General features: G+C 73.7%; 26 protein-coding genes. 18 read left to right on the plus strand and 8 right to left on the minus strand.

The genetic code is table 11. The features are described from left to right. The first annotated feature begins 77 nt into the window (after window positions 1-77). The 4 genes from E4198_RS21510 to E4198_RS21525 all read left to right on the plus strand — a co-directional run bounded on the left by E4198_RS21510 (window position 78) and on the right by E4198_RS21525 (window position 3,294). Window positions 78-1,082 carry an ABC transporter ATP-binding protein gene (locus E4198_RS21510; RefSeq protein WP_136185538.1) on the plus strand — a complete coding sequence of 335 codons (1,005 nt, stop codon included), beginning with the start codon at window positions 78-80 and terminating at the stop codon, window positions 1,080-1,082. Window positions 1,083-1,224: 142 nt separating this feature from the next. Further along, window positions 1,225-2,025, plus strand: coding sequence for an ABC transporter permease (locus tag E4198_RS21515; protein WP_168711526.1), 801 nt, complete (start codon window positions 1,225-1,227; stop codon window positions 2,023-2,025). Window positions 2,026-2,284: 259 nt separating this feature from the next. After that, window positions 2,285-2,875, plus strand: coding sequence for an ABC transporter permease (locus E4198_RS21520; RefSeq protein WP_247597786.1), 591 nt, complete (start codon window positions 2,285-2,287; stop codon window positions 2,873-2,875). Between the two features lie 56 nt (window positions 2,876-2,931). After that, window positions 2,932-3,294, plus strand: a complete 363-nt coding sequence (locus E4198_RS21525) for a hypothetical protein (protein ID WP_247597968.1) — start codon at window positions 2,932-2,934, stop codon at window positions 3,292-3,294. Between the two features lie 4 nt (window positions 3,295-3,298). Here E4198_RS21525 and ybaK read toward each other — a convergent pair whose 3' ends face one another. From ybaK to E4198_RS21540, 3 genes are read right to left on the minus strand one after another with little or no spacing between them, the layout of a single operon-like run. Continuing rightward, entirely contained in the window at window positions 3,299-3,802 is a 504-nt protein-coding gene (ybaK, locus tag E4198_RS21530; RefSeq protein WP_136184604.1) for a Cys-tRNA(Pro) deacylase, read from the minus strand. 55 nt (window positions 3,803-3,857) lie between these two features. After that, window positions 3,858-4,655: an LON peptidase substrate-binding domain-containing protein gene (locus E4198_RS21535; protein WP_136184605.1), complete on the minus strand. Its 798-nt coding sequence runs from the start codon at window positions 4,653-4,655 to the stop codon at window positions 3,858-3,860. Between the two features lie 54 nt (window positions 4,656-4,709). Continuing rightward, window positions 4,710-6,323: an oxidoreductase gene (locus E4198_RS21540; protein ID WP_136184606.1), complete on the minus strand. Its 1,614-nt coding sequence runs from the start codon at window positions 6,321-6,323 to the stop codon at window positions 4,710-4,712. A 155-nt stretch (window positions 6,324-6,478) separates the two neighbouring features. Here E4198_RS21540 and hisD point away from each other — a divergent pair, with 155 nt between their 5' ends. From hisD to E4198_RS21585, 11 genes are all read left to right on the plus strand, one after another. Next, a complete protein-coding gene (gene hisD / locus E4198_RS21545; RefSeq protein ID WP_136184607.1) occupies window positions 6,479-7,834 on the plus strand; it encodes a histidinol dehydrogenase in 1,356 nt (451 codons plus the stop codon). Then, a complete protein-coding gene (locus E4198_RS21550; protein WP_136184608.1) occupies window positions 7,831-8,958 on the plus strand; it encodes a histidinol-phosphate transaminase in 1,128 nt (375 codons plus the stop codon). Before hisD ends, E4198_RS21550 begins: the two co-directional genes overlap by 4 nt. Beyond that, complete coding sequence (gene hisB / locus E4198_RS21555; protein WP_136184609.1) at window positions 8,955-9,557, plus strand: imidazoleglycerol-phosphate dehydratase HisB; 603 nt, start codon at window positions 8,955-8,957, stop codon at window positions 9,555-9,557. Before E4198_RS21550 ends, hisB begins: the two co-directional genes overlap by 4 nt. Window positions 9,558-9,645: 88 nt before the next feature. Then, window positions 9,646-9,810, plus strand: a complete 165-nt coding sequence (locus tag E4198_RS25085) for a hypothetical protein (RefSeq protein ID WP_027762513.1) — start codon at window positions 9,646-9,648, stop codon at window positions 9,808-9,810. After that, entirely contained in the window at window positions 9,807-10,445 is a 639-nt protein-coding gene (gene hisH / locus E4198_RS21560; RefSeq protein WP_247597787.1) for an imidazole glycerol phosphate synthase subunit HisH, read from the plus strand. The genes E4198_RS25085 and hisH overlap by 4 nt, the downstream gene beginning before the upstream one ends. Continuing rightward, window positions 10,445-11,191: a bifunctional 1-(5-phosphoribosyl)-5-((5-phosphoribosylamino)methylideneamino)imidazole-4-carboxamide isomerase/phosphoribosylanthranilate isomerase PriA gene (gene priA / locus E4198_RS21565; RefSeq protein ID WP_136184611.1), complete on the plus strand. Its 747-nt coding sequence runs from the start codon at window positions 10,445-10,447 to the stop codon at window positions 11,189-11,191. The genes hisH and priA overlap by 1 nt, the downstream gene beginning before the upstream one ends. Further along, the gene (locus tag E4198_RS21570; protein WP_136184612.1) at window positions 11,188-11,586 is read left to right on the plus strand and encodes a RidA family protein; all 399 of its coding nucleotides are present in this window, start codon (window positions 11,188-11,190) and stop codon (window positions 11,584-11,586) included. The genes priA and E4198_RS21570 overlap by 4 nt, the downstream gene beginning before the upstream one ends. 23 nt (window positions 11,587-11,609) lie before the next feature. Next, window positions 11,610-12,374: an imidazole glycerol phosphate synthase subunit HisF gene (hisF, locus tag E4198_RS21575; protein WP_136184613.1), complete on the plus strand. Its 765-nt coding sequence runs from the start codon at window positions 11,610-11,612 to the stop codon at window positions 12,372-12,374. A gap of 119 nt (window positions 12,375-12,493) precedes the next feature. Next, window positions 12,494-13,453: an alpha/beta hydrolase gene (locus E4198_RS21580; protein WP_136184614.1), complete on the plus strand. Its 960-nt coding sequence runs from the start codon at window positions 12,494-12,496 to the stop codon at window positions 13,451-13,453. A gap of 107 nt (window positions 13,454-13,560) precedes the next feature. Then, complete coding sequence (locus E4198_RS25615; protein ID WP_247597788.1) at window positions 13,561-13,881, plus strand: hypothetical protein; 321 nt, start codon at window positions 13,561-13,563, stop codon at window positions 13,879-13,881. A 93-nt stretch (window positions 13,882-13,974) separates the two neighbouring features. After that, on the plus strand, window positions 13,975-15,141 hold the full coding sequence (locus E4198_RS21585) for a helix-turn-helix transcriptional regulator (RefSeq protein WP_247597789.1): 1,167 nt from the start codon (window positions 13,975-13,977) through the stop codon (window positions 15,139-15,141). 53 nt (window positions 15,142-15,194) lie between these two features. Here the strand turns inward: E4198_RS21585 and E4198_RS21590 are convergent, their stop codons facing one another. Genes E4198_RS21590 through E4198_RS21600 form a run of 3 tightly spaced genes read right to left on the minus strand, consistent with a single transcriptional unit; the run spans window position 15,195 to window position 18,626 of the window. Beyond that, the gene (locus E4198_RS21590) at window positions 15,195-15,944 is read right to left on the minus strand and encodes a succinate dehydrogenase/fumarate reductase iron-sulfur subunit (protein ID WP_136185540.1); all 750 of its coding nucleotides are present in this window, start codon (window positions 15,942-15,944) and stop codon (window positions 15,195-15,197) included. Window positions 15,945-15,961: 17 nt separating this feature from the next. Further along, window positions 15,962-17,923 (minus strand): fumarate reductase/succinate dehydrogenase flavoprotein subunit, encoded by a 1,962-nt coding sequence (locus tag E4198_RS21595; protein ID WP_136184615.1) that lies wholly within the window; start codon window positions 17,921-17,923, stop codon window positions 15,962-15,964. A gap of 1 nt (window position 17,924) precedes the next feature. Next, window positions 17,925-18,626 carry a succinate dehydrogenase gene (locus E4198_RS21600; protein ID WP_136184616.1) on the minus strand — a complete coding sequence of 234 codons (702 nt, stop codon included), beginning with the start codon at window positions 18,624-18,626 and terminating at the stop codon, window positions 17,925-17,927. Between the two features lie 82 nt (window positions 18,627-18,708). Between E4198_RS21600 and E4198_RS21605 the strand changes: the two genes are divergently transcribed. Next, window positions 18,709-19,596 (plus strand): LysR family transcriptional regulator, encoded by an 888-nt coding sequence (locus E4198_RS21605; RefSeq protein WP_136184617.1) that lies wholly within the window; start codon window positions 18,709-18,711, stop codon window positions 19,594-19,596. 33 nt (window positions 19,597-19,629) lie between these two features. Here the strand turns inward: E4198_RS21605 and E4198_RS21610 are convergent, their stop codons facing one another. Continuing rightward, window positions 19,630-20,238, minus strand: a complete 609-nt coding sequence (locus E4198_RS21610) for an HAD family phosphatase (protein WP_136184618.1) — start codon at window positions 20,236-20,238, stop codon at window positions 19,630-19,632. A gap of 175 nt (window positions 20,239-20,413) precedes the next feature. Here E4198_RS21610 and E4198_RS25090 point away from each other — a divergent pair, with 175 nt between their 5' ends. Then, on the plus strand, window positions 20,414-20,710 hold the full coding sequence (locus E4198_RS25090; RefSeq protein WP_168711488.1) for an acyl carrier protein: 297 nt from the start codon (window positions 20,414-20,416) through the stop codon (window positions 20,708-20,710). A 34-nt stretch (window positions 20,711-20,744) separates the two neighbouring features. Here the strand turns inward: E4198_RS25090 and E4198_RS21620 are convergent, their stop codons facing one another. Beyond that, window positions 20,745-21,569 (minus strand): glycine betaine ABC transporter substrate-binding protein, encoded by an 825-nt coding sequence (locus E4198_RS21620; RefSeq protein ID WP_210732876.1) that lies wholly within the window; start codon window positions 21,567-21,569, stop codon window positions 20,745-20,747. Between the two features lie 310 nt (window positions 21,570-21,879). Here E4198_RS21620 and E4198_RS21630 point away from each other — a divergent pair, with 310 nt between their 5' ends. Further along, window positions 21,880-22,590, plus strand: coding sequence for a phenylalanine--tRNA ligase beta subunit-related protein (locus E4198_RS21630; RefSeq protein ID WP_136184621.1), 711 nt, complete (start codon window positions 21,880-21,882; stop codon window positions 22,588-22,590). The last annotated feature ends 43 nt before the right edge of the window (window positions 22,591-22,633 follow it).

Genomic DNA, 22,633 nt, shown 5'->3' on the forward strand with positions numbered 1-22,633 from the left:
CCGCGGAGGCCACCCGCGGCGAGAGGTGGGCGCGGAGGCGCGTACCCTCGTAGCTCGTGGAGACGGGCACGGAGCAGGTGGTGAGCGGCGTGGAGACACCCCCGCGGCCCGCCGTGCGGACGACCGGCCTGGTCAAGACCTACCCTGCGTCCCGCGCGCGGCGGGGCGCACCCGCGACCCCCGCCGTCCGCGCCTCGGACGGCGTGACCCTCACCGTCGGGCGCGGCGAGATCTTCGGGCTGCTCGGCCCCAACGGAGCCGGAAAGTCCACCCTGGTGCGGCAGCTCACCGGGCTGCTGCGCCCGGACGTGGGCGCCGTCGAGGTGCTGGGGCACGACCTCGTGCGTCACCCGGAGCGGGCGGCGCGGCTGCTGGCGTACCTGAGCCAGCACTCGACCGCCCTCGACGAGCTGACCGTCGCCCTCGCCGTGGAGACCACCGGACGGCTGCGAGGCATGGGCGCCCACGAGGCGCGCCGCAGCCGGGACGCCGTGCTGGAGGAGCTGGAGCTCGGCCCGCTCGCCGGGCGCCCGCTGAGCAAGCTCTCCGGCGGGCAGCGCCGCCTGGCGTGTGTCGCCGCCGCGCTGGTCGGCGACCGCGAGCTGCTGGTGCTGGACGAGCCGACGACCGGCATGGACCCCCTGGCCCGCCGCGCCGTATGGGCCGCGGTGGACCGCCGCCGCGCCGAGCACGGCACCACGGTGGTGCTGGTGACCCACAACGTCATCGAGGCGGAGACGGTGCTGGACCGGGTGGCCGTGCTGGACCGCGGCCGGGTCGTGGCCTGCGACACCCCGGGCGGGCTGAAGGCGCTGGTGGGCGAGGACGTGCGGCTGGAGCTGGTGTGGCGGGAGGGCCCGCCGCTCGACGTGCCCGAGATCGCCGCGCTGCGCGCGGACGCCGCCGTGTCCGGGCGGCGCTGGACGCTGCGGATGACGCCTGCGGCCGCGCGGACGGCCGTCACCGCCGTCACCTGCGGACCCGCCTTCGCCGCGCTGGACGATTTCACGCTCGCCACCCCGAGCCTGGAGGATGTCTACCTTGCACTCGGGGGTCGCACGGAGGGACTGGTGAAAGCGTGAACCACGACCCGAGGAGCAGCGCCAGGTGAGCACCACAGCTGCCCACGACGATGTCGTCGCGGCCCAGGCCACCGGAGCAGGCGCCGCGCCGGGCCGTCTCGCCGGGCCGTCTCCCCGGGACCGCGCCGCCGCGGACCGCTCCGTGCCGCACGCGCCGCTCCGCGGGACCGTGCCGTCCGCCGCCGGACCCGCGCCGCTCGCCCCGCGCGCCGCCACCTGGCCGGCGCTGGTAGCCGTCTACCGCGCCCAGCTCTCCCGCGCCCGCGTCGCCCGCATCCCGCTGCTGTTCGTCGCCACCTTCCAGTCGCTGGGGATCATGGTGCTGATGCGCGGCGTGGTCGACGGCGGCGCGGAGGCGCGCGCGGTCGTCGCGGGTTCCAGCGTGCTCGTCGTGGCGTTCGTGGCGTTGAACCTGCTCGCCCAGTACTTCGGCCAGCTCCGCGCCAGCGGCGGCCTCGACCACTACGCCACGCTGCCGGTGCCTGCCGCCGCGGTGGTGCTGGGCGCGGCCGGGGCTTACGCGTCGTTCACCGTGCCGGGAGTGGTCGTCACCGCCGTCGTGGGGTGCCTGCTGTACTCCCTGCCGCTCGGCGGCCTCTGGGTCCTGCTCGCCGTGATCCCGCTGACCGGAGCGGCGCTGGCGGGGCTCGGCGCCGCGCTGGGCCTGCTCGCGCCCCGTGCGGAACTCGCCACCGTGTGCGGGCAGCTGGGCATGTCGGCGGCGCTGCTGCTCGGCGTCCTGCCGGGCGGGCGGCTTCCCGAACCCGTGCAGTGGCTGCGCGACCTGCTGCCCTCCACCTACGGGGTGGAGGCGCTCGGCCGGACGTTCGCGGCCCGCCCCGACTGGGGGCACGTGGTGCTGGACCTGGGCGTCTGCGCGGCTGTCGGGGTGCTGTCCCTCGCCATCGCCACCTGGGCCTACCGGCGCGCCGCGGTGCGCTGACCCCCTCACCCGTCCGCCCGGCGCGGGCGCGGGGACACCCCGCAAGACGCGGCCCCGTTCCGGATCGGGCGCCGGTACCTGGCACGATGGCCGGGTGACGGCACCGACACCCTCTTCCGGCAGCGACGGCTCCCGCTACGACCCGTGGGCGAAGCACGCGTCCACTGGTCCCCGCCCCCCGGCGGGCCCGCCGAACCCAGCCGCCGGCCGAAACGGCGACGCGCCTCCACCTTCCGGCGACGCGGCCGGGCACGGGAACGTGCCGTTCGGACCCGGCCCGCTCGGCGGGCCCGGCGAAGCGCCCGCCGCGGACCCGGCCCGCGCGGCACGCGAAGGCGTGTTGGTCGGTCTCGGGGTGGCCGCCTTCGGTGTCGTGCTCGGGCTCCTGTGGCTGTGGCTTGCTCCCCGCGTGCCGCTCGTCTCCGACGGCAGCGCCGTCTTCCTGGAACGTCCCGAGGGCGAGGACGCCATCGGCGCCGACGGCACCTTCGTGCTGCTCGGCGTCGCGGTCGGCGCGGTCGCCGGAGCCGTGGTCTTCCTGCTGCGGCGAGCCGGCGGCGTCGGGCTGGTCGTCGGCCTCGCCGTGGGGGGCGTTCTGGGCTCGGTGCTCGCCTGGCGGCTGGGGGTGTGGCTCGGCCCCACGGAGGACCTGGTCGCCCACGCACGTGCTGTGGGTAAGGGGGCGGTCTTCGACGGTCCGCTGGAGCTGAAGGCCAAGGGCGCCCTCCTGGCGTACCCTTTCGGGGCGCTCCTGGCCCACCTCGCCTGCACCGCGCTGTTCGGCAGGCGCGACCCGGAACCGGTCGGCCCGGCGCCCTGGGGACCGCCTCCGCCGCCGCCCGCGCAGTGAGGAAGGAGACCGTGGTGCCCGCATTCTCCGAACGACCCGCGCCGGGCGCGGCGCGCGTGCTGTGCGACGTGGACGACGCCTCCGCCGGTACGGCGGGGCAGACCGCCGGAGTGCGGTGGAAGCTCGCCGAGCCCGGACGCCAGCTCGACGCGAACGTGGTCGGGCTGCCTCCGGGAGCGGTGGTCGACACGCACACCGAACCCGAACTGGACGTCCTGATACTGGTGGTCGCCGGGGAGGGCGAACTGTCCTCCGGCGACACCACCGAGCCGCTCGCTCCGGGCGCCCTGTGCTGGCTGCCGCGCGCGTCCAGCCGGCGGCTGGCGGCCGGTCCGCAGGGGCTGTCCTACGTGACCGTGCACGCCCGCCGGCCGGGCATGCGGATCGGACGCGGCCCCGCCGGGCGCCGGGAGGCGTAGACGGTCACCGCGCGACGGGAGCCGTCACCGCGTCCGTAAGGGTGACCAGGTCACCGGGCGCCAGCTCGATCTCCAGCCCCCGGCGTCCCGCCGAGACGCACACCGTCGCATGCCCGGCCGCCGAGGCGTCGACGACCGTGGGCAGCCGCTTGCGCTGTCCCAGCGGCGAGATCCCGCCCCGCACGTACCCGGTGGTCCGCTCGGCCGCTGCCGGGTCCGCCATCGTGGCGCGCTTGCCGCCGACCGCCGCGGCCAGCGCCTTGAGGTCGAGCGATCCGGACACCGGCACCACCGCCACCGTCAGCACGCCGTCGACGTCCGCGACCAGCGTCTTGAACACCCGCTCCGGCTCCACGCCCATCGCCTCGGCGGCCTCCTCGCCGTAGGAGGGCGCCGCCGGGTCGTGCGCGTAGGCGTGCGTGGAGAAGGAGACGCCGGCGCGCGTCGCCGCGACCGTCGCCGGTGTCGCACCGGCCTGCTCCTGCTTGCGTTTCTGCTTCTTCGCCATGCCCCGCCGTCCGCTGTTCGTCGTCCGTCGGCCGCCATCGGCCGTCCGCCGTCCGTCAGTTGAAGCTCGTCGGCTTCCGCGTCAGTTCCACCGCCGGGAGCGACGGCAGCTGCCCGATGACCGCGGACTCGCGGCGCAGCACCCGCAGTTCCTCCGCGAGCCGGGACGCGGTGTCCGGCGCCTGGAGCAGCCGCTGCTTCGCGGGGGTGTCCAGCACGGTCGCCGCCGCGACCAGGTACGACACCACCGACGGGTCGTCCGGCAGCTCCTGGCCCGCCGCCAGCGTCCGCTCGCGGGCCCCGGCCAGCCGCTTCTGGTAGGTCTGGAAGGCCCGCAGCACTCCGGCGGCGAGCGCTCCGGCGCCCTCGCCCTCCTCCTCGGGCAGCTCCTCCACCTCGGCGGTCAGGTACGGTCCGCCCGCATCGACGGAGAGCAGCCGGAAACGGGTGGTGCCGGTGGCCAGGGCCTCATAGCCGGCGCTGTCGTCGCCGTTCTCCGGCCCCTCCTCGGCGCCCCCGGTGGGCGCCGAGCCCCGCGGAGGCCGCTTGCGGATCGTTGTGGCGTCCGCGACGCACCCGATCGTGTGGAAGGAGGACATCAGGTCGGGACCGAAGCCGCCGGCCGGATCCGTGCCGGCCGCGCCGGTCACTTCCTCGGGCAGGCCGACCGCTGTGGGCGCCACCTCCCGGCCGTCGCGGATCGCGACCACGCCGAAACGCCGCGGCTCGTCCTCCGGTACGGCCAGCAGATCGCGCATCAGCGCGCGGTACCGCGCCTCGAAGATGTTCAGCGGCAGCACCAGGCCGGGGAACAGCACCGATTTCAGCGGGAACAGGGGAAGTGCGGTCGTCACGACTGGTAAGCCTACGGCCTGTCGCCGGCCGGGCGCCGCCCCCCTGCCCGCCCGTCACTGCCGGCGCAGCAGCCGTGTCGCGCCCGCCGCGACAGTCGTGGCCAGGATCCAGCCGAGCAGGATCATCACTGCGGCCAGCCACTGGTAGCCGCCCTCAGGAGCCCACGCCTGGTCCTGGCCGAAACTGATCACCGGGAGCAGCAGGTCCAGCGTGTAGAGGGCGGCGTTCCACTGCGGAGACTCGTCCAGCTTCAGCGGCGGCGGTTCGTGCCGGGAGAAGACCCCGAATCCCGCCAGCCAGAGCAGCACCATCCACAGCGCGGCCTGCCCCGGCCGGTACCCGTAGGCGACCGTCCAGTCCTGGATCAGCCCCCACAGCTTGCCGGCCACGGGAAGCGTCTCGCGGCGGCGGCGCTGCTTCTCCAGCAGCACCGCCCGCGCGTCGGCGTCCTCGCCACCCGCCCGGTAGACGGCCGCCAGCTGCTCGTACGGGCCGGGGGAGTACTCGGGCGTCGCCGCGGCCAGCCAGTCCAGCCGCTGCTGGAGCGAGAAGTGACCGCGGTGGATCAGCCGCTGGTAGGTGAACCCGGCCATCCACAGCCGTTCGTCGCGCGGCCAGCTGCTGACTTTGTCGACGAGGTTCTCCACCGTCGCACCGGACAGCACGATCAGGCCCCGTTCCGGCGCCGGCGAGGTGAAGCACAGTTCGGGAGTACTGAGCCGGCGCAGCGAGATCTCCTGATCGCGCTCCAGGGCGAAGCGGGCGTTGTCCAGCACCAGCGACCCGCCGAAGCGGCTGTCGTCCAGCTTCACCCCGCCCGTGCACTCGAAGTGCTGCGACCGCGGCGGCCGGGCTCCGGCCGCGCCGAACGGCCCGTAGGTGCCGGCCGGGGGCGTGCTGCCCTGGATCAGGCGGGCGTTCTCCCGCTTCGGGTCGGCGAAGTGCGCCGACTGCTCCACGGTCAGCTGCGGCGCGTGCAGCGCGTACCGGCCCTGGGTGTTGCGCAGCACGCTGCCGTACATGAACAGCGAGCCGCCGATCGTCGCGCCGCGCAGGCCCAGCTCGCCGTCCACCGTGAGCAGGCTGGCCTGCACCTCCTGGGAGACCGACAGGCCGTCCGCGGCGATGGCCCGCGTCCGGTTCCCGCTGCCCACCCGGGCCTCGTTCAGCAGCAGGTCCGTGCCGATGTTCGCGTCGGTGAGCCGTATGCCGTCCGGTATGACGCACCGCGCAAGGTGCAGGTCGCCCTCCACCTTCACCCGGGCCGCCTCCAGCCGCGGTATCCGGCACCCGAGCAGCCGAGCGGTGCGCAGGTGCGCCTCGGTGAGGCGCACCTCCTCCTCAAACCGGCAGTGCCGCAGTTCCATGAACTTGTCGATCTCGCCGCCGGACAGTGTCAGCGAACCCGTGACGTACGCGCCGGTCAGGTGCAGCGACGCCACCCGCCCGGGCAGCGACGTCGCCTCGTCGTCCAGCAGCAGGCGGGCCAGCACCCGCGCCCGCACGGTCCGCTCCGGCCCCCACTCGTGCTCGCCGTCCGGATCGTCCAGCTCCGGCTCGCCGCTGCGCAGGTCGAGACTGCTGCCGTTGCGGAACGCCTGCCACACCCACACCTCGGCGGCGGTCAGGTCGCCGGGCGGCTCGCCCCCGTTCGAAGGCTGACTCATCTGCCCTTCCCCTTCCCCCTGGTCATACGGTCCCTTACCCCCGATGTGCCCTGTGTGACCGCGTGGACGCCGCCTGCGACGATCATCACTCCGGGTGTGTATCACGCCTCGATACGGCTGTCCGTCCCTCGGGCGCGGTCTGCGAGAATGGGTCCGTGATCTCCCGAATCGATCTGCGTGGAACGTTCTCCGCCGGCTCCTCCGGCGCCGGGATCGACCCCGACCTGCTGCCCCGTGCCGAACTCGACGTGGAAGCCGCCCTAGAGACGGTGCGGCCCATCTGCGACGACGTGCACCATCGCGGCAGCGCGGCGCTGATCGACTACGCGCAGCGGTTCGACGGCTGCACGCTGGAGCGCATCCGCGTCCCGGAGGGCGAGCTCGCCCGTGCGCTGGAGGAGCTGGAACCGAAGGTGCGGGCGGCTCTGGAGGAGTCCGTCCGCCGTGCCCGCATCGTGCACCGCGAGCAGCGGCGCACCGACTCCACCGTCCAGGTCGTGCCCGGCGGCACCGTCACCGAGCGCTGGGTGCCGGTCGAACGGGTCGGCCTGTACGTGCCCGGCGGCCGCGCCGTCTACCCGTCGTCCGTGGTGATGAACGTGGTGCCCGCGCAGGAGGCCGGTGTCGGTTCGCTCGCCGTCGCGTCGCCGCCGCAGGCCGACTTCGACGGACTGCCGCACCCGACCATCCTCGCCGCCTGCGCCCTGCTCGGCGTCGATGAGGTGTACGCGGCCGGGGGCGCACAGGCCGTCGCGATGTTTGCCCACGGCACGGAGGAGTGCCCCGCCGTCCAGCTCGTGACCGGCCCCGGCAACATCTACGTCGCCGCCGCGAAGCGCCTGCTCAAGGGCCGTATCGGCATCGACTCGGAGGCCGGGCCGACCGAGATCGCGATCCTCGCCGACGACACCGCCGAACCGGCGCACGTCGCCGCCGACCTGATCTCGCAGGCCGAGCACGACGTGGTCGCCGCCGCCGTGCTGGTCACCCCGTCCGAGGCGCTGGCGGAGTCGGTCGAGCGCGAGCTGAAGACCCAGGTCGCCGCGACCAGGCACCGAGAGCGCATCACCGAGGCACTGGCAGGCCGGCAGTCCGGCATCGTGCTGGTGGACGACCTGGAACACGGACTCGCCGTGGTCGACGCCTACGCGGCCGAGCACCTGGAGATCCAGACCGCCGACGCCGCCGGCTGGGCCGCCCGGGTCCGCAACGCCGGCGCGATCTTCGTCGGTCCCTACGCCCCGGTGTCCCTCGGCGACTACTGCGCCGGGTCCAACCACGTGCTCCCCACCGGCGGCTGCGCCTGCCATTCCTCCGGCCTGTCCGTCCAGTCCTTCCTGCGCGGCATCCACGTCGTGGACTACACCCGCGACGCCCTCGCCGAGGTCACCCACCACGTGGTGGCCCTCGCGGAGGCCGAGGACCTGCCCGCGCACGGAGACGCCCTCAAGCACCGGTTCGCCGGAGTCGAGGAGCAGGCCGCAGAGACGGGAAGGTACCTGCCGAAGTGACCGGCCCGACCCCTGACCGCCCCCGGGACGTCGAGCTGCCCGTGCGCGAGGAACTGCGGGGCAAGTCCCCGTACGGCGCGCCGCAGCTCGACGTGCCGGTGCGGCTCAACACCAACGAGAACCCCTACGCGCTGCCCGAAGCCCTGGTCGCCCGGATCGCCGAGCGTGTCGCCGACGCGGCCCGCGCGCTGAACCGCTACCCCGACCGCGACGCGGCCGAGCTGCGCACCGGCCTGGCCGCCTACCTCAGCCGCACCTGCGGCCACCGCGTCACCGCCGACCAGGTGTGGGCGGCCAACGGCTCCAACGAGGTGCTCCAGCAGCTCCTCCAGGCGTTCGGCGGGCCGGGCCGCACCGCGCTCGGCTTCGAGCCGTCCTACTCGATGCACGCCCTCATCGCGCGCGGCACCGGCACCGGCTGGCTGGCCGGGCCCCGCACCGAGGACTTCCGCATCGACGTGGACGCAGCAGTGGACGCCATCGCCACGCACCGGCCGGACGTGGTGTTCGTCTGCTCGCCCAACAATCCCACCGGCACCGCCGTCGACGCGGAGACCGTGCTCGCCCTGTACGAGGCGGCGCAGGCGGCGAAGCCGTCCATGGTGATCGTCGACGAGGCGTACGGCGAGTTCAGCCACCGGCCCTCGCTGCTGCCGCTGATCGAGGGTCGCCCGCACCTGGTGGTGTCCCGCACCATGTCCAAGGCGTTCGGCGCCGCCGGGCTGCGCCTGGGCTACCTGGCCGCAGACCCGGCCGTGGTGGACGCCGTGCAGCTGGTGCGGCTGCCGTACCACCTCTCCGCCGTCACCCAGGCCACCGCGCTCGCCGCCCTGGAGCACACCGATACGCTGCTGGGGTACGTCGCACAGCTCAAGTCCGAACGCGACCGGCTGGTCGACGAGCTGCGGGCGACCGGCTGCGAGGTGACCGACTCGGACGCCAACTTCGTCCAGTTCGGCGTCTTCGACGACGCGCACGCCTTCTGGCGGCGGCTGCTCGACGAAGGCGTCCTCGTACGCGACAACGGTGTCCCCGGCCGCCTGCGGGTCACCGCGGGCACCCCCGCAGAGAACGACGCGTTCCTCGACGCGGTACGCAAGCTCATGAAGGAGGACGCGACATGACCCGCCCCAGCCGCACCGGGCGTGTGGAGCGCACCACGAAGGAGACCTCCGTCGTCGTTGAGATCGACCTCGACGGCACCGGCCGGGTGGACGTCGCCACGGGCGTCGGCTTCTACGACCACATGCTCGACCAGCTCGGCCGCCACGGGCTGTTCGATCTCAGCGTCAAGACCGAGGGCGACCTGCACATCGACAGCCACCACACGATGGAGGACACCTCCCTCGCGCTGGGCGCCGCGTTCCGGCAGGCGCTCGGCGACAAGCGGGGCATCGTGCGGTTCGCGAACGCCTCCGTGCCGCTGGACGAGTCGCTGGCGCAGGTCACCGTCGACCTGTCCGGCCGGCCGTACCTCGTGCACACGGAGCCCGAGGGCATGGCCCAGATGATCGGCCCGGACTACGACACCACCATGACGCGGCACATCCTGGAGTCCTTCGTCGCCCAGGCGCAGATCGCCCTGCACGTCCACGTGCCCTACGGGCGCAACGCGCACCACATCGTGGAGTGCCAGTTCAAGGCCCTCGCCCGAGCCCTGCGGTACGCGTCCGAGATCGACCCGCGGCAGACCGGCGTCCCCTCGACGAAGGGCGCGCTGTGAGCGACGGACGCGCGGCCGCCGTGCCGCGGACGACGACGAGGCGTGCGCTTCTGCGCCGCGCGGGCGGAGAAGCTCACGGGGGGATGCTGTGACCGGGCTGTCGACGCTGCTGATCTTCGTGGGGCTGTTCCTGCTGGGCGGAGCGGTCTCCTTCTGGAAGCAGAAGATGCCGAAGGGCGTCATCGCCGTGCTCGGCATCGGCGCCGTGCTGGCGCTCGTCGCCGGCATCCTCCGGCTGGAGGTGTGGTCGTGAAGGTCGTCGTCCTCGACTACGGCTTCGGCAACGTACGGTCCGCCGAACGCGCCGTCGCCCGCGCCGGCGCCGAGGTGGAGATCACCCGCGACTACGACGCCGCGATGAACGCCGACGGGCTCCTCGTTCCCGGCGTCGGCGCGTTCGCCGCCTGCATGACCGGGCTGCGCGAGGCCCGCGGGGACTGGATCGTCGAACGGCGCCTGGCAGGCGGGCGCCCCGTGCTGGGCATCTGCGTCGGCATGCAGATCCTCTTCAGCCGTGGCATCGAGCACGGCGTGGAGGCCGACGGCCTCGACGAGTGGCCCGGTACCGTCGGCCCGCTCAAGGCCGACGCCGAACACGCCGTCCCGCACATGGGCTGGAACACCGTCGAGGCGGGGGAGGGTTCGCGGCTGTTCGCCGGCCTGCCCGCCGACGCCCGCTACTACTTCGTGCACTCCTACGCCGTGCACGACTGGGAGTTCCGGGCCACCCACGCCGCGATGACGGCGCCCACCGTCAGCTGGACCACGCACGGCGGCTCGTTCGTCGCCGCCGTCGAGAACGGCCCGCTGTGGGCCACCCAGTTCCACCCCGAGAAGTCCGGCGACGCCGGAGCCCAACTCCTGAGCAACTGGATCGAGACCCTGTGATGCCCGACGTGACGCCCGACGCGCCGACGCTCGAACTCCTCCCCGCCGTCGACGTCCGCGACGGCCAGGCCGTCCGGCTGGTGCACGGCGAATCCGGCTCCGAGACCTCCTACGGGGACCCGCTCCAGGCCGCCCTGGCCTGGCAGCAGGCCGGCGCCGAGTGGCTGCACCTGGTCGACCTGGACGCCGCCTTCGGCACCGGCGACAACCGGGACCGCATCGCCGAGGTCACCGGGCGCATGGACATCAAGGTCGAGCTGTCCGGCGGCATCCGCGACGACGACACGCTCGCCGCGGCGCTGGCCACCGGCTGCACCCGTGTCAACCTCGGCACGGCGGCCTTGGAGGCCCCCGAGTGGGTCGCCAAGGTCATCGCCGAGCACGGCGACCGCATCGCCGTCGGTCTCGACGTACGCGGCACCACGCTGCGCGGTCGCGGCTGGACCCGCGACGGCGGCGACTTGTACGAGACCCTGGAGCGGCTGAACTCCGAGGGCTGCGCCCGCTACGTCGTCACCGACATCAACAAGGACGGCACTCTCCAGGGCCCCAACCTCGAGCTGCTGCGCACCGTGTGCGGCGCCACCGACCGTCCGGTCGTGGCCTCCGGGGGCGTCTCCTCCCTGGACGACCTGCGCGCTCTCGCCGGTCTCGTTCCCGAAGGAGTCGAGGGCGCGATCGTCGGGAAGGCCCTCTACGCCAAGGCGTTCACCCTGGAAGAGGCACTGGAGGCGGTTTCGTCATGACGACCGACCGGCGCGTGGAGCGCGTGCAGACCGACAGCCCGTGGGAGGAGTCCATCGGCTTCGCGCGCGCGGTCGCCGCCGGCGACCGGGTCCTCGTCTCCGGCACCATGCCGCTGGTGCACGGCGTCCTCCAGGGCGAGGGTGACCCCTACCAGCAGGCCAAGGCAGCCTTCGGCAACGCCCTCGCCGCCCTGGAGCGGTTCGGCCTCGACAAGCACGCGGTCCTCCGCACCCGGATGTACCTCACCCACGCCCGCGACGTCGACGACGTCGGCCGCGCCCACAAGGAGATCTTCGACGCCGTACGCCCGGCCGCCACCCTGGTTGTGGTCTCCGGCTTCGTCGACTCCCGGGTGCTGGTCGAGGTCGAGGTCGAAGCCCTGCGCACCCCCTGAACGACGATGGAGCACCAGACCGCATGACGCTGGCCGTACGAGTCATCCCCTGCCTGGACGTGGACGGCGGCCGGGTCGTCAAGGGCGTCAACTTCCAGAACCTGCGCGACGCCGGCGACCCGGTCGAGATGGCCAAGGTCTACGACGCCGAGGGCGCCGACGAACTGACCTTCCTCGACATCACCGCCTCCTCCGGCGACCGCGAGACCACCTACGACGTGGTGCGGCGCACGGCCGAGCAGGTCTTCATCCCGCTCACCGTCGGCGGCGGCGTCCGCACCGCCGCCGACGTGGACCGGCTGCTGCGCGCCGGAGCGGACAAGGTCGGCGTCAACACCGCCGCCATCGCCCGGCCGGAACTCATCCGGGAGATCGCCGAACGGTTCGGCCGCCAGGTCCTGGTGCTGTCCGTCGACGCCCGCCGCAGCGACGCCGGCACGCCGTCCGGTTACGAGGTCACCACTCACGGCGGCCGTCGGGGCACGGGTACGGACGCCGTCGAGTGGGCGCAGCGAGCCGCCGAACTTGGCGCCGGGGAGATCCTGCTCAACTCCATGGACGCCGACGGCACCAGGCACGGCTACGACACCGAGATGATCGCGGCCGTCCGCGGCTGTGTCACCGTCCCCGTCGTCGCCAGCGGGGGCGCCGGGCACCTGGACCACTTCCCGCCCGCCATCGACGCGGGCGCCGACGCCGTACTCGCCGCCTCCGTCTTCCACTTCGGCGATCTGCGCATCGGCCAGGTCAAGGACACCCTCCGCGACGCGGGCCACGCCGTGCGCTGAACGCCTCCACCGCAGCGGGGGACCGCCGCAGGGGAGACCGGTGATTCCACCGATGCGCGGAGCAGCGCACGAGGGCACCGTGAGGGCATCCGCGACCGGAAGGATGTGCTTCCCCCCCCATGCGTCAGCACCCCGGCACCACCCCCCGCAGGAGCCCCGCGCGCGGCGGCAGGGTCCGCGCCGCCGGCACCGGGCTCACCGCCGCCCTGGCCCTCGGCCTCGCCACCCTGACCGGGCCGGCCCCCGGCGCCCAGGCGGCCCCCGCTCCCGCCCCGGCGACCGCGCCCGCCGCCGACAACCCCTACGAGCGCGGTCCCGACCCCACCGAGGACAGCGTCGAGGCGCCCCGGGGCCACTACGACGTCGCCGAGGACCGGGTGTCCTCCCTGGAGGTCTCCGGGTTCGGCGGCGGCACCGTCTACTACCCGACGGAGACCTCCGACGGCACGTTCGGCGCCGTCGCCGTGGCCCCCGGCTACACGGCTGACCAGTCCAGCATGGCCTGGTACGGGCCGCGGCTGGCCTCCCGCGGGTTCGTCGTCTTCACCATCGACACCCTCACCCGGCTCGACCAGCCCGCCTCCCGCGGCCGCCAGCTCCTCGCCGCACTCGACTACCTGACGGAGCGGAGCTCCGTGAGGGACCGCATCGACGCCTCCCGGCTCGGCGTGATGGGCCACTCCATGGGAGGCGGCGGCAGCCTGGAGGCCGCCGTCGACCGGCCCTCGCTGGAGGCGGCGATTCCGCTCACCCCGTGGAACCTCGACAAGACCTGGCGGGACGGGGGCGTCCCGACGCTGATCGTGGGCGCCGACGGCGACTCGATCGCCCCCGTCTCGTCGCATGCGGAGCCCTTCTACGAGGGCCTGCCCGGCTCCCTGGACCGGGCCTACCTCGAACTCAACAGGGCCAACCATTTCGCGCCCAACTCGCCGGACACCATGATCGCGAAGTACAGCATCTCCTGGCTGAAGCGCTTCATCGACGACGACACCCGGTACGAGCAGTTCCTCTGCCCGATCCCCGGCCCCAGCACGGAGATCGAGGAGTACCGCGGCAACTGCCCGCACGGCGGGTGACCCCGCGCCGTCCCCGCGCAGTGCCCGGCGACGCCGCCCTCCGGTGGGGGAGGGCGGCGTCGCCCGCACCGTTCCACCCGTCCCCGCCTTTCCGTAACCTCGACGGGGTGACCGGTATGCCGATCAGCACCAGTCCGCTCCGCCTGTGTCCCCGCACGCCCGAACTGGCCGCGATCGAAGCCCTCCTCGACCGGCTCGCCGACGATCCGGGCCGCACCGAAGCACTCCTCGGACGCGTCCCCGGGCCGCCGTCATCCGACTCCGACGTGCGTCGTGGCCGTGCCGCTCTGGCCCGCGGCCTGCTCGACCTCCGCGGCGGCCCGGTGGGAGACGCCCGCGAACTCCTCCTGCTCGCGGCCCGCCTGCTGGCCCCGCACGACCGCCGGCTCGCCCTGGAGGCCGTCCACGCAGCGACCGAGGCCGCCTGACTGGACGGCGACCTCGACACCTTCCGCGACGCCCTCGCCCGGGGACTCGCTCTGCATCCGGCGTCCGCGCCGCCCGACGCCTACCTGACCGGCATGACCGCAGTGCTCCACGGCCGCTTCGCCGAGGGCGCGTCCCTCCTCGCGCGAGCCCTGGCCCGCGGCCTTCCGAGCTCCACGCCCGCCGAGCTGCTGCGGATCTGCGTCGTGGCCCTGGTCGTCGGCGACATCACCGCCGCCCTCGACGCCGCGACCCGCGCGCTGGCGCTCGCCCGCACGGAGGACCGCGGCACCCTCCTGCCGCAGATCACCGAGTACCTCGCGTACGCGGAGCTGCGCGCCGGACACCACGCACGGGCCCACGCGCACGCCACCCAGGGTCTCCGTCTCGCTGAGAGGACCGGGCAGCGCAACGCGGCAGCCCACCACCACGCCCTTCTCGCCATGACGGCGTTCGTGACCGGCGACACTCCGGGCTGCCTCGCCCACGCAGGTGCCGCCACCGAGACCGCGGCCGCGCACGGACTCGGTATGACGCGGGCCCTCGCCGCCTGGGCGCTCGCCCGCGCCGACCTGGCCGCCGGGCGCCCCCGCGAGGCGGTGGGCCGGCTCGCCCCGCTCGTGCAGCCCCCCGCGCCGGTCGGCCACTGGGCCCTGCGCATGCTCGCCGTGCCCTGCTTCGTGGAGGCGGCCGTCCTCGCGGGCCGGATGGAGGGCACGGCGGAGGCGGTCGCAGAGTTCGCCGAGTGGACCGCGTGGACGGCAGACCCGCAGGCGCCGGGCCAACTGGCCCGCTGCCGGGCCCTGCTGGCCGCCGACCCCGGCCGCGCGGGCAGCCACTACGTCCGTGCGCTCGCCCTGCACGACGACGCGGGCGCCGACTTCGAACGCTCCCGCACCGAACTGCTCTGGGGCACGGCGCTGCGGCGGGCTCGCAGGCTGCTCGAAGCGCGTGACCGGCTGCGGTCCGCGCTCGCGGGCTTCGAGCGGTGTGGAGCCGTCCACTGGTCCGCGCGCACCCGCGCCGAACTGCGCGCCACGGGAGCGGCGGTGGACGGCCCGGATCCCGAACCGGGCGACGCCCTGCGGGCGCTGACGCCCCAGCAGCTGCGGATCGCGCGCTGTGTGGCGGAGGGAGCCACCAACCGGGAGATCGCCGAACGGCTCTCCGTCAGCACCCGGACCGTCGAACACCACCTCCGCAACACGTTCGCCACGCTCGGTGTCCGCTCCCGCGTCGAACTCGCCCGGCGCCTGCGCTGAGCGGGCCCGACGGCGCCCGGAGGCCACGGCCCGCGAGGCGGCGCCGCTCCGGCCTACCTCCCGGGGCGCCGGCGGGCGGCGCGGAGGTACTCGCGGTTCATGGTAGCGATGCTGGCCAGCGGGATGCCCTTCGGGCAGGCCGTGGCGCACTCGCCGGTGTTGGTGCAGCCGCCGAACCCCTCGTCGTCCATCCGCCCGACCATGTCCAGCACCCGCGACTCCCGCTCCGGCTCCCCCTGCGGCAGCGCGTTCAGGTGCACGACCTTGGCCGCCGTGAACAGCATCGCGGACCCGTTCGGGCAGGCGGCCACACAGGCGCCGCAGCCGATGCACTCGGCGTTGTCGAACGCCGTGTCCGCCGCCGGTTTCGGCACCGGCACCGCGTGCGCGTCGGGTGCGCTGCCGGTCGGCGCCGTCACGTACCCGCCCGCGCCGATCACGCGGTCCAGCGCCGAACGGTCCACCACCAGGTCCCGCACCACCGGGAACGCGCCGGCGCGCCACGGCTCGACGTCGATCGTCGCGCCGTCCTCGAAGTGCCGCATGTGCAGCTGGCACGCGGTGGTGCGCTCCGGCCCGTGCGCCTGCCCGTCGATCACCACGCCGCAGGCGCCGCAGATGCCCTCGCGGCAGTCGTTGTCGAACGCCACCGGCTCCTCGCCATCCTGGGCGAGCCGTTCGTTGAGGGTGTCGAGCACCTCCAGGAACGACATGTCCGGGCTGACGCCCGGCACCCGGTACGGCGTCATCCGTCCGGGCGCGTCCGGGCCGGGCTGGCGCCAGATCCGCAGGGTCAGCGTCATCGTCGTCGGTGTCGTGCTCACTGGTAGCTCCGCTGGGTGGGGTGGACGTACGCGAAGGCGAGCTGCTCGCGGTGGAGTACCGGCGGCACGCCCGGGCCGGTGAACTCCCAGGCCGCCACGTAGCCGAACCGCTCGTCGTCGCGCTGCGCCTCGCCCTCCGGGGTGCGGCTCTCCTCCCGGAAGTGGCCACCGCACGACTCCTCGCGGTGCAGCGCGTCCCGGCACATCAGGTCCGCCAGTTCGAAGTAGTCCGCGACCCGGTTGGCCTGCTCCAGCGACTGGTTGAGCTGCTCGCCGCCGCCCGGCACCCGCACGCGCTCCCAGAACCCGGCGTGCAGCTCCAGGATCCGCTCCCGCGCGCGGCGCAGCCCTCCCTCCGTCCGGGACATGCCGCACGCGTCCCACAGCAGCGCGCCCAGCTCCCGGTGGAACGACTCCGGGGTGCGGTCGCCGTTGTTGGACAGCAGCGCGTACAGCCGGTCGGTGACGGCGAACACCGCCTCGTGCACGGCCGGGTGGTCGTGCCCCACCTCGCCCAGCGCCCCCGCCGCGGCCCCGCGGGCGAGATAGTCGCCCAGCGTCGCCGGCAGCACGAAGTAGCCGTCCGCGAGACCCTGCATCAACGCGGACGCGCCCAGCCGGTTGGCTCCGTGGTCGGAGAAGTTCGCCTCGCCGATCGCGAACAGTCCGGGCACGGTGGTCTGCAGGTCGTAGTCGACCCACAGCCCGCCCATCGTGTAGTGGATCGCGGGGTAGATCCGCATCGGGACCCCGTACGGGTCCTCCGCCGTGATCCGCTCGTACATCTCGAACAGGTTCCCGTACCGCTCTGCCACCGCGTCCCGCCCCAGCCGGGCCAGCGCGTCGGCGAAGTCCAGGTACACGCCCTGCCCGCCCGGCCCGACGCCGCGGCCCTCGTCGCACACGTTCTTCGCCGCCCGGGACGCGATGTCGCGCGGCACCATGTTCCCGAACGCCGGGTACAGCCGCTCCAGGTAGTAGTCCCGCTCCTCCTCCGGGATCTCGCCGGGCGCCCGTCCGTCCCCGGCCCTCCGCGGCACCCAGATGCGGCCGTCGTTGCGCAGCGACTCGCTCATCAGCGTCAGCTTCGACTGGTGCGCGCCGGAGCGCGGGATGCAGGTGGGGTGGATCTGAGTGAAGCAGGGGTTGGCGAAGTACGCCCCGCGCCGGTGCGCGCGCCACACGGCGGTCGCGTTGGAGTTCTTCGCATTCGTCGACAGGTGGAAGACGTTGCCGTACCCGCCGCTCGCCAGCACCACCGCGTCCGCGAAGTACGCGTCCACCCTGCCGGTCACCAGGTCGCGGGCCACAATGCCGCGCGCCCTGCCGTCCACCACGATCAGGTCCAGCATCTCGGTGCGCGGGTGCATCTCCACCCGCCCGGCGGCGATCTGCCGCGACAGCGCCTGGTACGCGCCGAGCAGCAGCTGCTGCCCCGTCTGCCCGCGCGCGTAGAAGGTCCGGGCGACCTGCACCCCGCCGAACGAGCGGGTGTCCAGCAGCCCGCCGTACTCGCGGGCGAACGGCACGCCCTGCGCCACGCACTGGTCGATGATCTCCACCGACACCTCCGCCAGCCGGTACACGTTCGACTCGCGGGAGCGGAAGTCGCCGCCCTTGACCGTGTCGTAGAAAAGGCGCTGCACGGAGTCGCCGTCGTTGCGGTAGTCCTTGGCGGCGTTGATGCCGCCCTGCGCGGCGACCGAGTGGGCGCGGCGCGGCGAGTCCTGGAAGCAGAACTGCACGACGCGGTAACCCTGTTCGGCCAGCGTCGCGCCCGCTGCCCCGCCGGCCAGGCCGGTGCCGACGACGATGACGGTGTGCCGGCGACGGTTCGCCGGACTGACCAGCTTCGCCTCGAAGCGCCGGCGCCGCCAGCGTTCCGCGATCGGGCCGTCCGGGGCCGCCGAGTCCGTCAGTGGCTCACCCACCCGGAAACCCGTGCCGTCCGTGCTCATGTCAGCTCACGACTCCCGTCATCACACCGATCGGTACGGCGAGGAACCCGGCGGTCAGCGCCACCGCGAGCACGTCCGCGGCGCGCCTGAGCGCACGGTCCAGGTGCGGCCGGTTCGCCCCCAGCGTCTGCGCCGCGCTCCAGAAGCCGTGCCGCACGTGCAGCCCCACCGCGAGCATCGCCACGCTGTAGACGACGTTGCCGTACCAGGTGGAGAAGGTGTTCACGACGTTCTGGTGGGGACGGCCCTGCTCGAACCCGGGGTGCACCGTCCCCGTCGTCAGGTCCAGCACGTGCCACACCACGAACAGCGCCAGGATGATCCCGCCCCAGCGCATCGTCCTCGTCGCGTAGCTCGCCCGGCGCCGCCGGTGCGCGTACCCCACCGGCCTCGCGGCCAGGTCCCGGCGGCTCAGCTGGTACGCGGCCACGCCGTGCGCGACGACTGCGGCCACCAGCGCCACTCGCGCCAACCACAGGAACCAGCCGGGCCCCAGGAACGGCTCCCCGATCGTCCGCAGCCAGTGCGCGTAGCCGTTCATGTCCCCGGGACCGAGGAACACCTTGAGGTTCCCCAGCATGTGCGCGACCAGGTACAGCAGCATCGCCAGGCCGGTCACAGCCATCACGGCCTTCTTCCCGACGGTCGAACGCCACAGCATGCCCGCCAGGGAGGGCCTTCGCTCCCGCGTCACCAGTGCCATGCCCCGACGGTAGGAAGCCCCACGCTCATCCGTCCAAGACATGAAAACGCTGCCTTCCATAGAGAAGACCTATGCTGGGTGGATGCAGCTCCAGCAGCTCCGCTACTTCACCGCCGTCGCGGAGACCCGGCACTTCACCCGCGCCGCGGCCCGCGAACTCGTGGCCCAGCCCTCGCTCTCCCAGCAGATCCGTGCGCTGGAGAAGGAACTCGGCGCCGAACTGTTCCACCGCGCCCGCGGCCACATCTCGCTCACCGACGCGGGTGAGGTCCTGCTCCCGCTGGCCCGCCGCATCCTCGCCGACACCGAGACCGCCCGCCGCGAGGTCCAGGAGGTCGCCCGGCTCCGCCGCGGCCGCGTCCGACTCGGCGCCCCGCCCAGCCTGTGCGCGGGCTTCGTCCCGGACGTGCTCAGCACCTTCCGCGCCCGCTACCCGGGTGTCGACCTCGTCGTCCACGAAAGCGGCTCGCAGGACCTGGTGCGCGTGCTGGCCGCCGGAGAGCTCGACCTCGCCCTCGTCATCACCCCGCTCGCCGGGCCCGCCCCGGCGCTGACGACCACCGAACTCCTCACCGAGGAACTCGTCGTCGTCTCCGCACCCGGCACCGGCTTCCCCCACCGGCGCCGCCTGCGCATCGACGACCTGCGCGACCGGCCCCTGGTGATGTTCCGCCGCGGCTACGACCTGCGCGACCTCACCGTCTCCGCGTGCCGTGCCGCCGGATTCGACCCGGTGTTCGCCGTGGAGGGCGGCGAGATGGACGCCGTCCTCGGCTTCGTCCGCGCCGGCCTCGGCGTCGCCGTCGTCCCCGGCATGGTCGCCGCCCGCTCCGGCCTGCGCCGCACCCCGCTCGCCCCGCCCGGCCTGCACCGCACCGTCTCCGTAGCCCACCGCAGCGACGTCTCACCGCCCCGTGCCGCCCGCGAACTCCAGCGGATCCTCACCGAGCACGGTCACAGCCGCACGTAGGGCCTGTCCGGGGCGTGCGGCACGGCTCGGCCCTCACCCCGGTAGCCCTTCCAGCGCCCGCGCCAGGTCCTCCACCCCGCGGAAGTGCACACCGGTCATCCCCATCGCGGCCGCCGCCTCGACGTTCTCCGCCCGGTCGTCGACGAACACACACCGCTCCGGGGGCACCCCCGCCAGCTCCGCCGCCCGCAGGTAGATCCGCCGGTCGGGCTTCGCCACCCCCACCAGCGCGCTGTTGACGATCCGGTCACCGAAGTGCGCCAGCAGCCCCAACGGCTCCAGCTCCTCCGCCAGCTCGCGCGTCGCGTTGGTCACCAGCACCACCGGCACGTGTCGCTGCGCCCGTCGCAGCAGCTCCACGACCGTCTCGTCCGCCCGTGTCGGCGTTCGTCCGAACGCCCGGACCAGCCTCCGCGCCGTATCCTCCGGCACCTGCCCGGTGAGCCCCCGGACGATCGACTCCCGCCACTGGCTCTTGGTGATCTCGCCGCGCAGCAGGGGCCCGTCGACCCCGTCGGAGAACGCGACCTTCGCCGTCGTCCCCGGTTCCAGCCCTTCGGCCTCCTCCAGCCGCGCCAGTTCGGTGTGGTCGTAGTACCGGATCACGTTGTCGATGTCGCACAGCACGGCGTCGAAAGGCATCGTCACCCCGTCACCCTCCCACCCCGCCCACCAGCCCCACCAGCCCACACCGCGGAGCGAGCCATGGCCCACGCGGGTGAAGCGCGGCGGCCTCCGCCCCGCGGATACGCCGGGGCCCAGGGGTGCGGCGGCACTGTGGGAGATGCGCGGCCGTCCACGCCACCGGGAGGATGCCATGACCGTGGCCTTCAACCTGCTGATGCAGATCCTCATGGAGACCTTCGGCCTCCCCAAGCAGAACCTGCACCCCGACGCCACCTTCGCCGAGCTCGAGATGGACTCGCTGTCGCTCACCGAGCTGAGCGTGCTCATTGAGGAGCGCACCGGCCTGTCCGTGCCGCCGTTCCCGGTCAAGATCACGCTCACCGAGGCCGCCGACCTGATCGACGACGCGGCCGACGCGTACCTGGACCGCATGGCCGCCGCCGAGCAGGAGCAGCAGCGCGTCGAAGCCGCCCGCGCGAGGGCCTGAAACCTTTCCGCCGCCCGCGCGAGCGCTCAGGCGGTCACGGCCCGCCGATGAAGCCGTGCTCCCGCAGGAAGTGCAGCGCCGCCTCGTCGGTAGAGCGGCCCTCCAGGTCCACCATGCCGTTGAGCTCGATCATCGTGTCCTCGGTCAGCTTCTTGCCCAGTCGCTGTGCGAGCTGCTCCAGCTCCGGGTGCTTCTTCAGCGTCTCCTCACGCACCGTCAGCGCGGCCAGCTCCGTGGTGAAGTGGTACCGGTCGTCCTTCACCACCGTCAGGTCCAGGGACTCGATGCGCGCGTCGGTGGTGAAGACCTCCGCGAAGGTGCACGGGCTGCCCTTCGCGACGTTGACGTAGTTGAGCGCCAGCGCGTTCTGGTAGACCTGAGGCGCCGGGAAACCGACGTCGTACGTCTTCTGTATCGCCCGCAGCTCGCGGTCCAGGAACTCCGCCGCCCCGCAGAGCGTCATCTCCTCCGGGTGCGCGGCACCGTACTGCCGCAGGTCGCTCAGCTCGTCGACGTCCGCGAGGTCGCCGGTGACGTCGCTCGCCCGCGCGAGCGCGTACTGGTTGCCGAAGCGGGTCGGTCCGAGCCACACCACGCCGTTCTTCTCCCGGTCCTCCGCCGCGGTGCGGCGGAACTGCTCCCGGGCGCCCTCCACGGGCCGGTCGTGGCCGAGGTACTGCGTCCAGCCGGTGCCGGAGTACTCCCAGTACATGTCGATCTCGCGGCTCTCCAGTGCGCCGCGAACGATGGTCGAACCGCTCAGCCCGGTCTGGTCCTTCGTCCGGGCGCCCGCCGCACGCAGCGCGTACTGCGTGATGCTGCCGAGGATCTTCTGCTCGGTGAACTCCTTCGATCCCACCGTGAAGGACGACCAGATCGGCGCCCTCCGCCGCCGCGCGCCGGACGATCCGGTGGGCGCGCTCGAGGTTGCCCGTCACGTCCCCGAGCGCGCAGTCGGTCTGCGCCAGTGCGATCCGCACGGCGGATCACCCCTCTCCGCTGTCCGGCCCGGGGTCTCTCCCCGCCCTGGGGGCGCGTTCTACCGGGCCGTCGGCGCAGGTCGCAAGGGTGGTTGCGGTGCAGACAACCGGAGCCCGCGACGATGCAGTACGGTGTACCGCAAAGTGCAGCATGATGACCTCAGTCGTGCTCGTCCCACAGGGAGAACCGTGACCGCCGAAGCACAGCACTGGCTCGACGCTGTCCGTATCGACGCGGCCGTCTTCGCGCTGCGCCCCGACTACCGCTCGCTCGTCGTGGTCGCCGAGGGCCTGCGGCCCGGACCGAGCGACGAGACGGGCGAACGGCATCTGGCGGCGGCCGAGAAGCGGGCCCGCGACCTGCTGGGCGGCCTCCCGCCCGAGGAGCACCCGCACCTCGCCGCCTGGCAGGAGGCGTTCCGGGCCTTCGGGGCCAAGCCCCGGCGCACCCGCCCCAGCGCGGAGGCGCTGCTGCGCCGGCTGGACGACGGCCTGCCCCGCATCGACCGGCTCACCGACGTGTACAACGCCGTCTCGGTGGCGCACCTGGTGCCGCTCGGCGGCGAGGACCTCGACCACTATCGCGGTCCGGCCCGGCTGGTCCGGGCCGACGGCAGCGAGCCGTTCGAGGTCGTCGCCGGCGGCGAGCCGACCGTCGAACACCCCCGCCCGGGTGAGGTGGTGTGGCGGGACGACGCGGGTGTCACCTGCCGCCGGTGGAACTGGCGCCAGTGCGCCCGCACCCGACTCACGCACGAGACGACCCGCGCCTTCTTCGTGCTTGACGCGCTCGGCGCCATGACCGACGACGCGCTGCACGCCGCCGGTGAGGCGCTGGTCGAAGCGCTGGCCGACGGCAGCCCCGGCGCCGCGTTCGCCTCCCGGGTCGTCACCGGCTGACCGGCCGACCGGCTGACGGGCCGCCCCGCTGACCGGCCGCCCG

The organism is Streptomyces sp. RKND-216, assembly GCF_004795255.1.
Taxonomy (GTDB): domain Bacteria; phylum Actinomycetota; class Actinomycetes; order Streptomycetales; family Streptomycetaceae; genus Streptomyces; species Streptomyces hazeniae.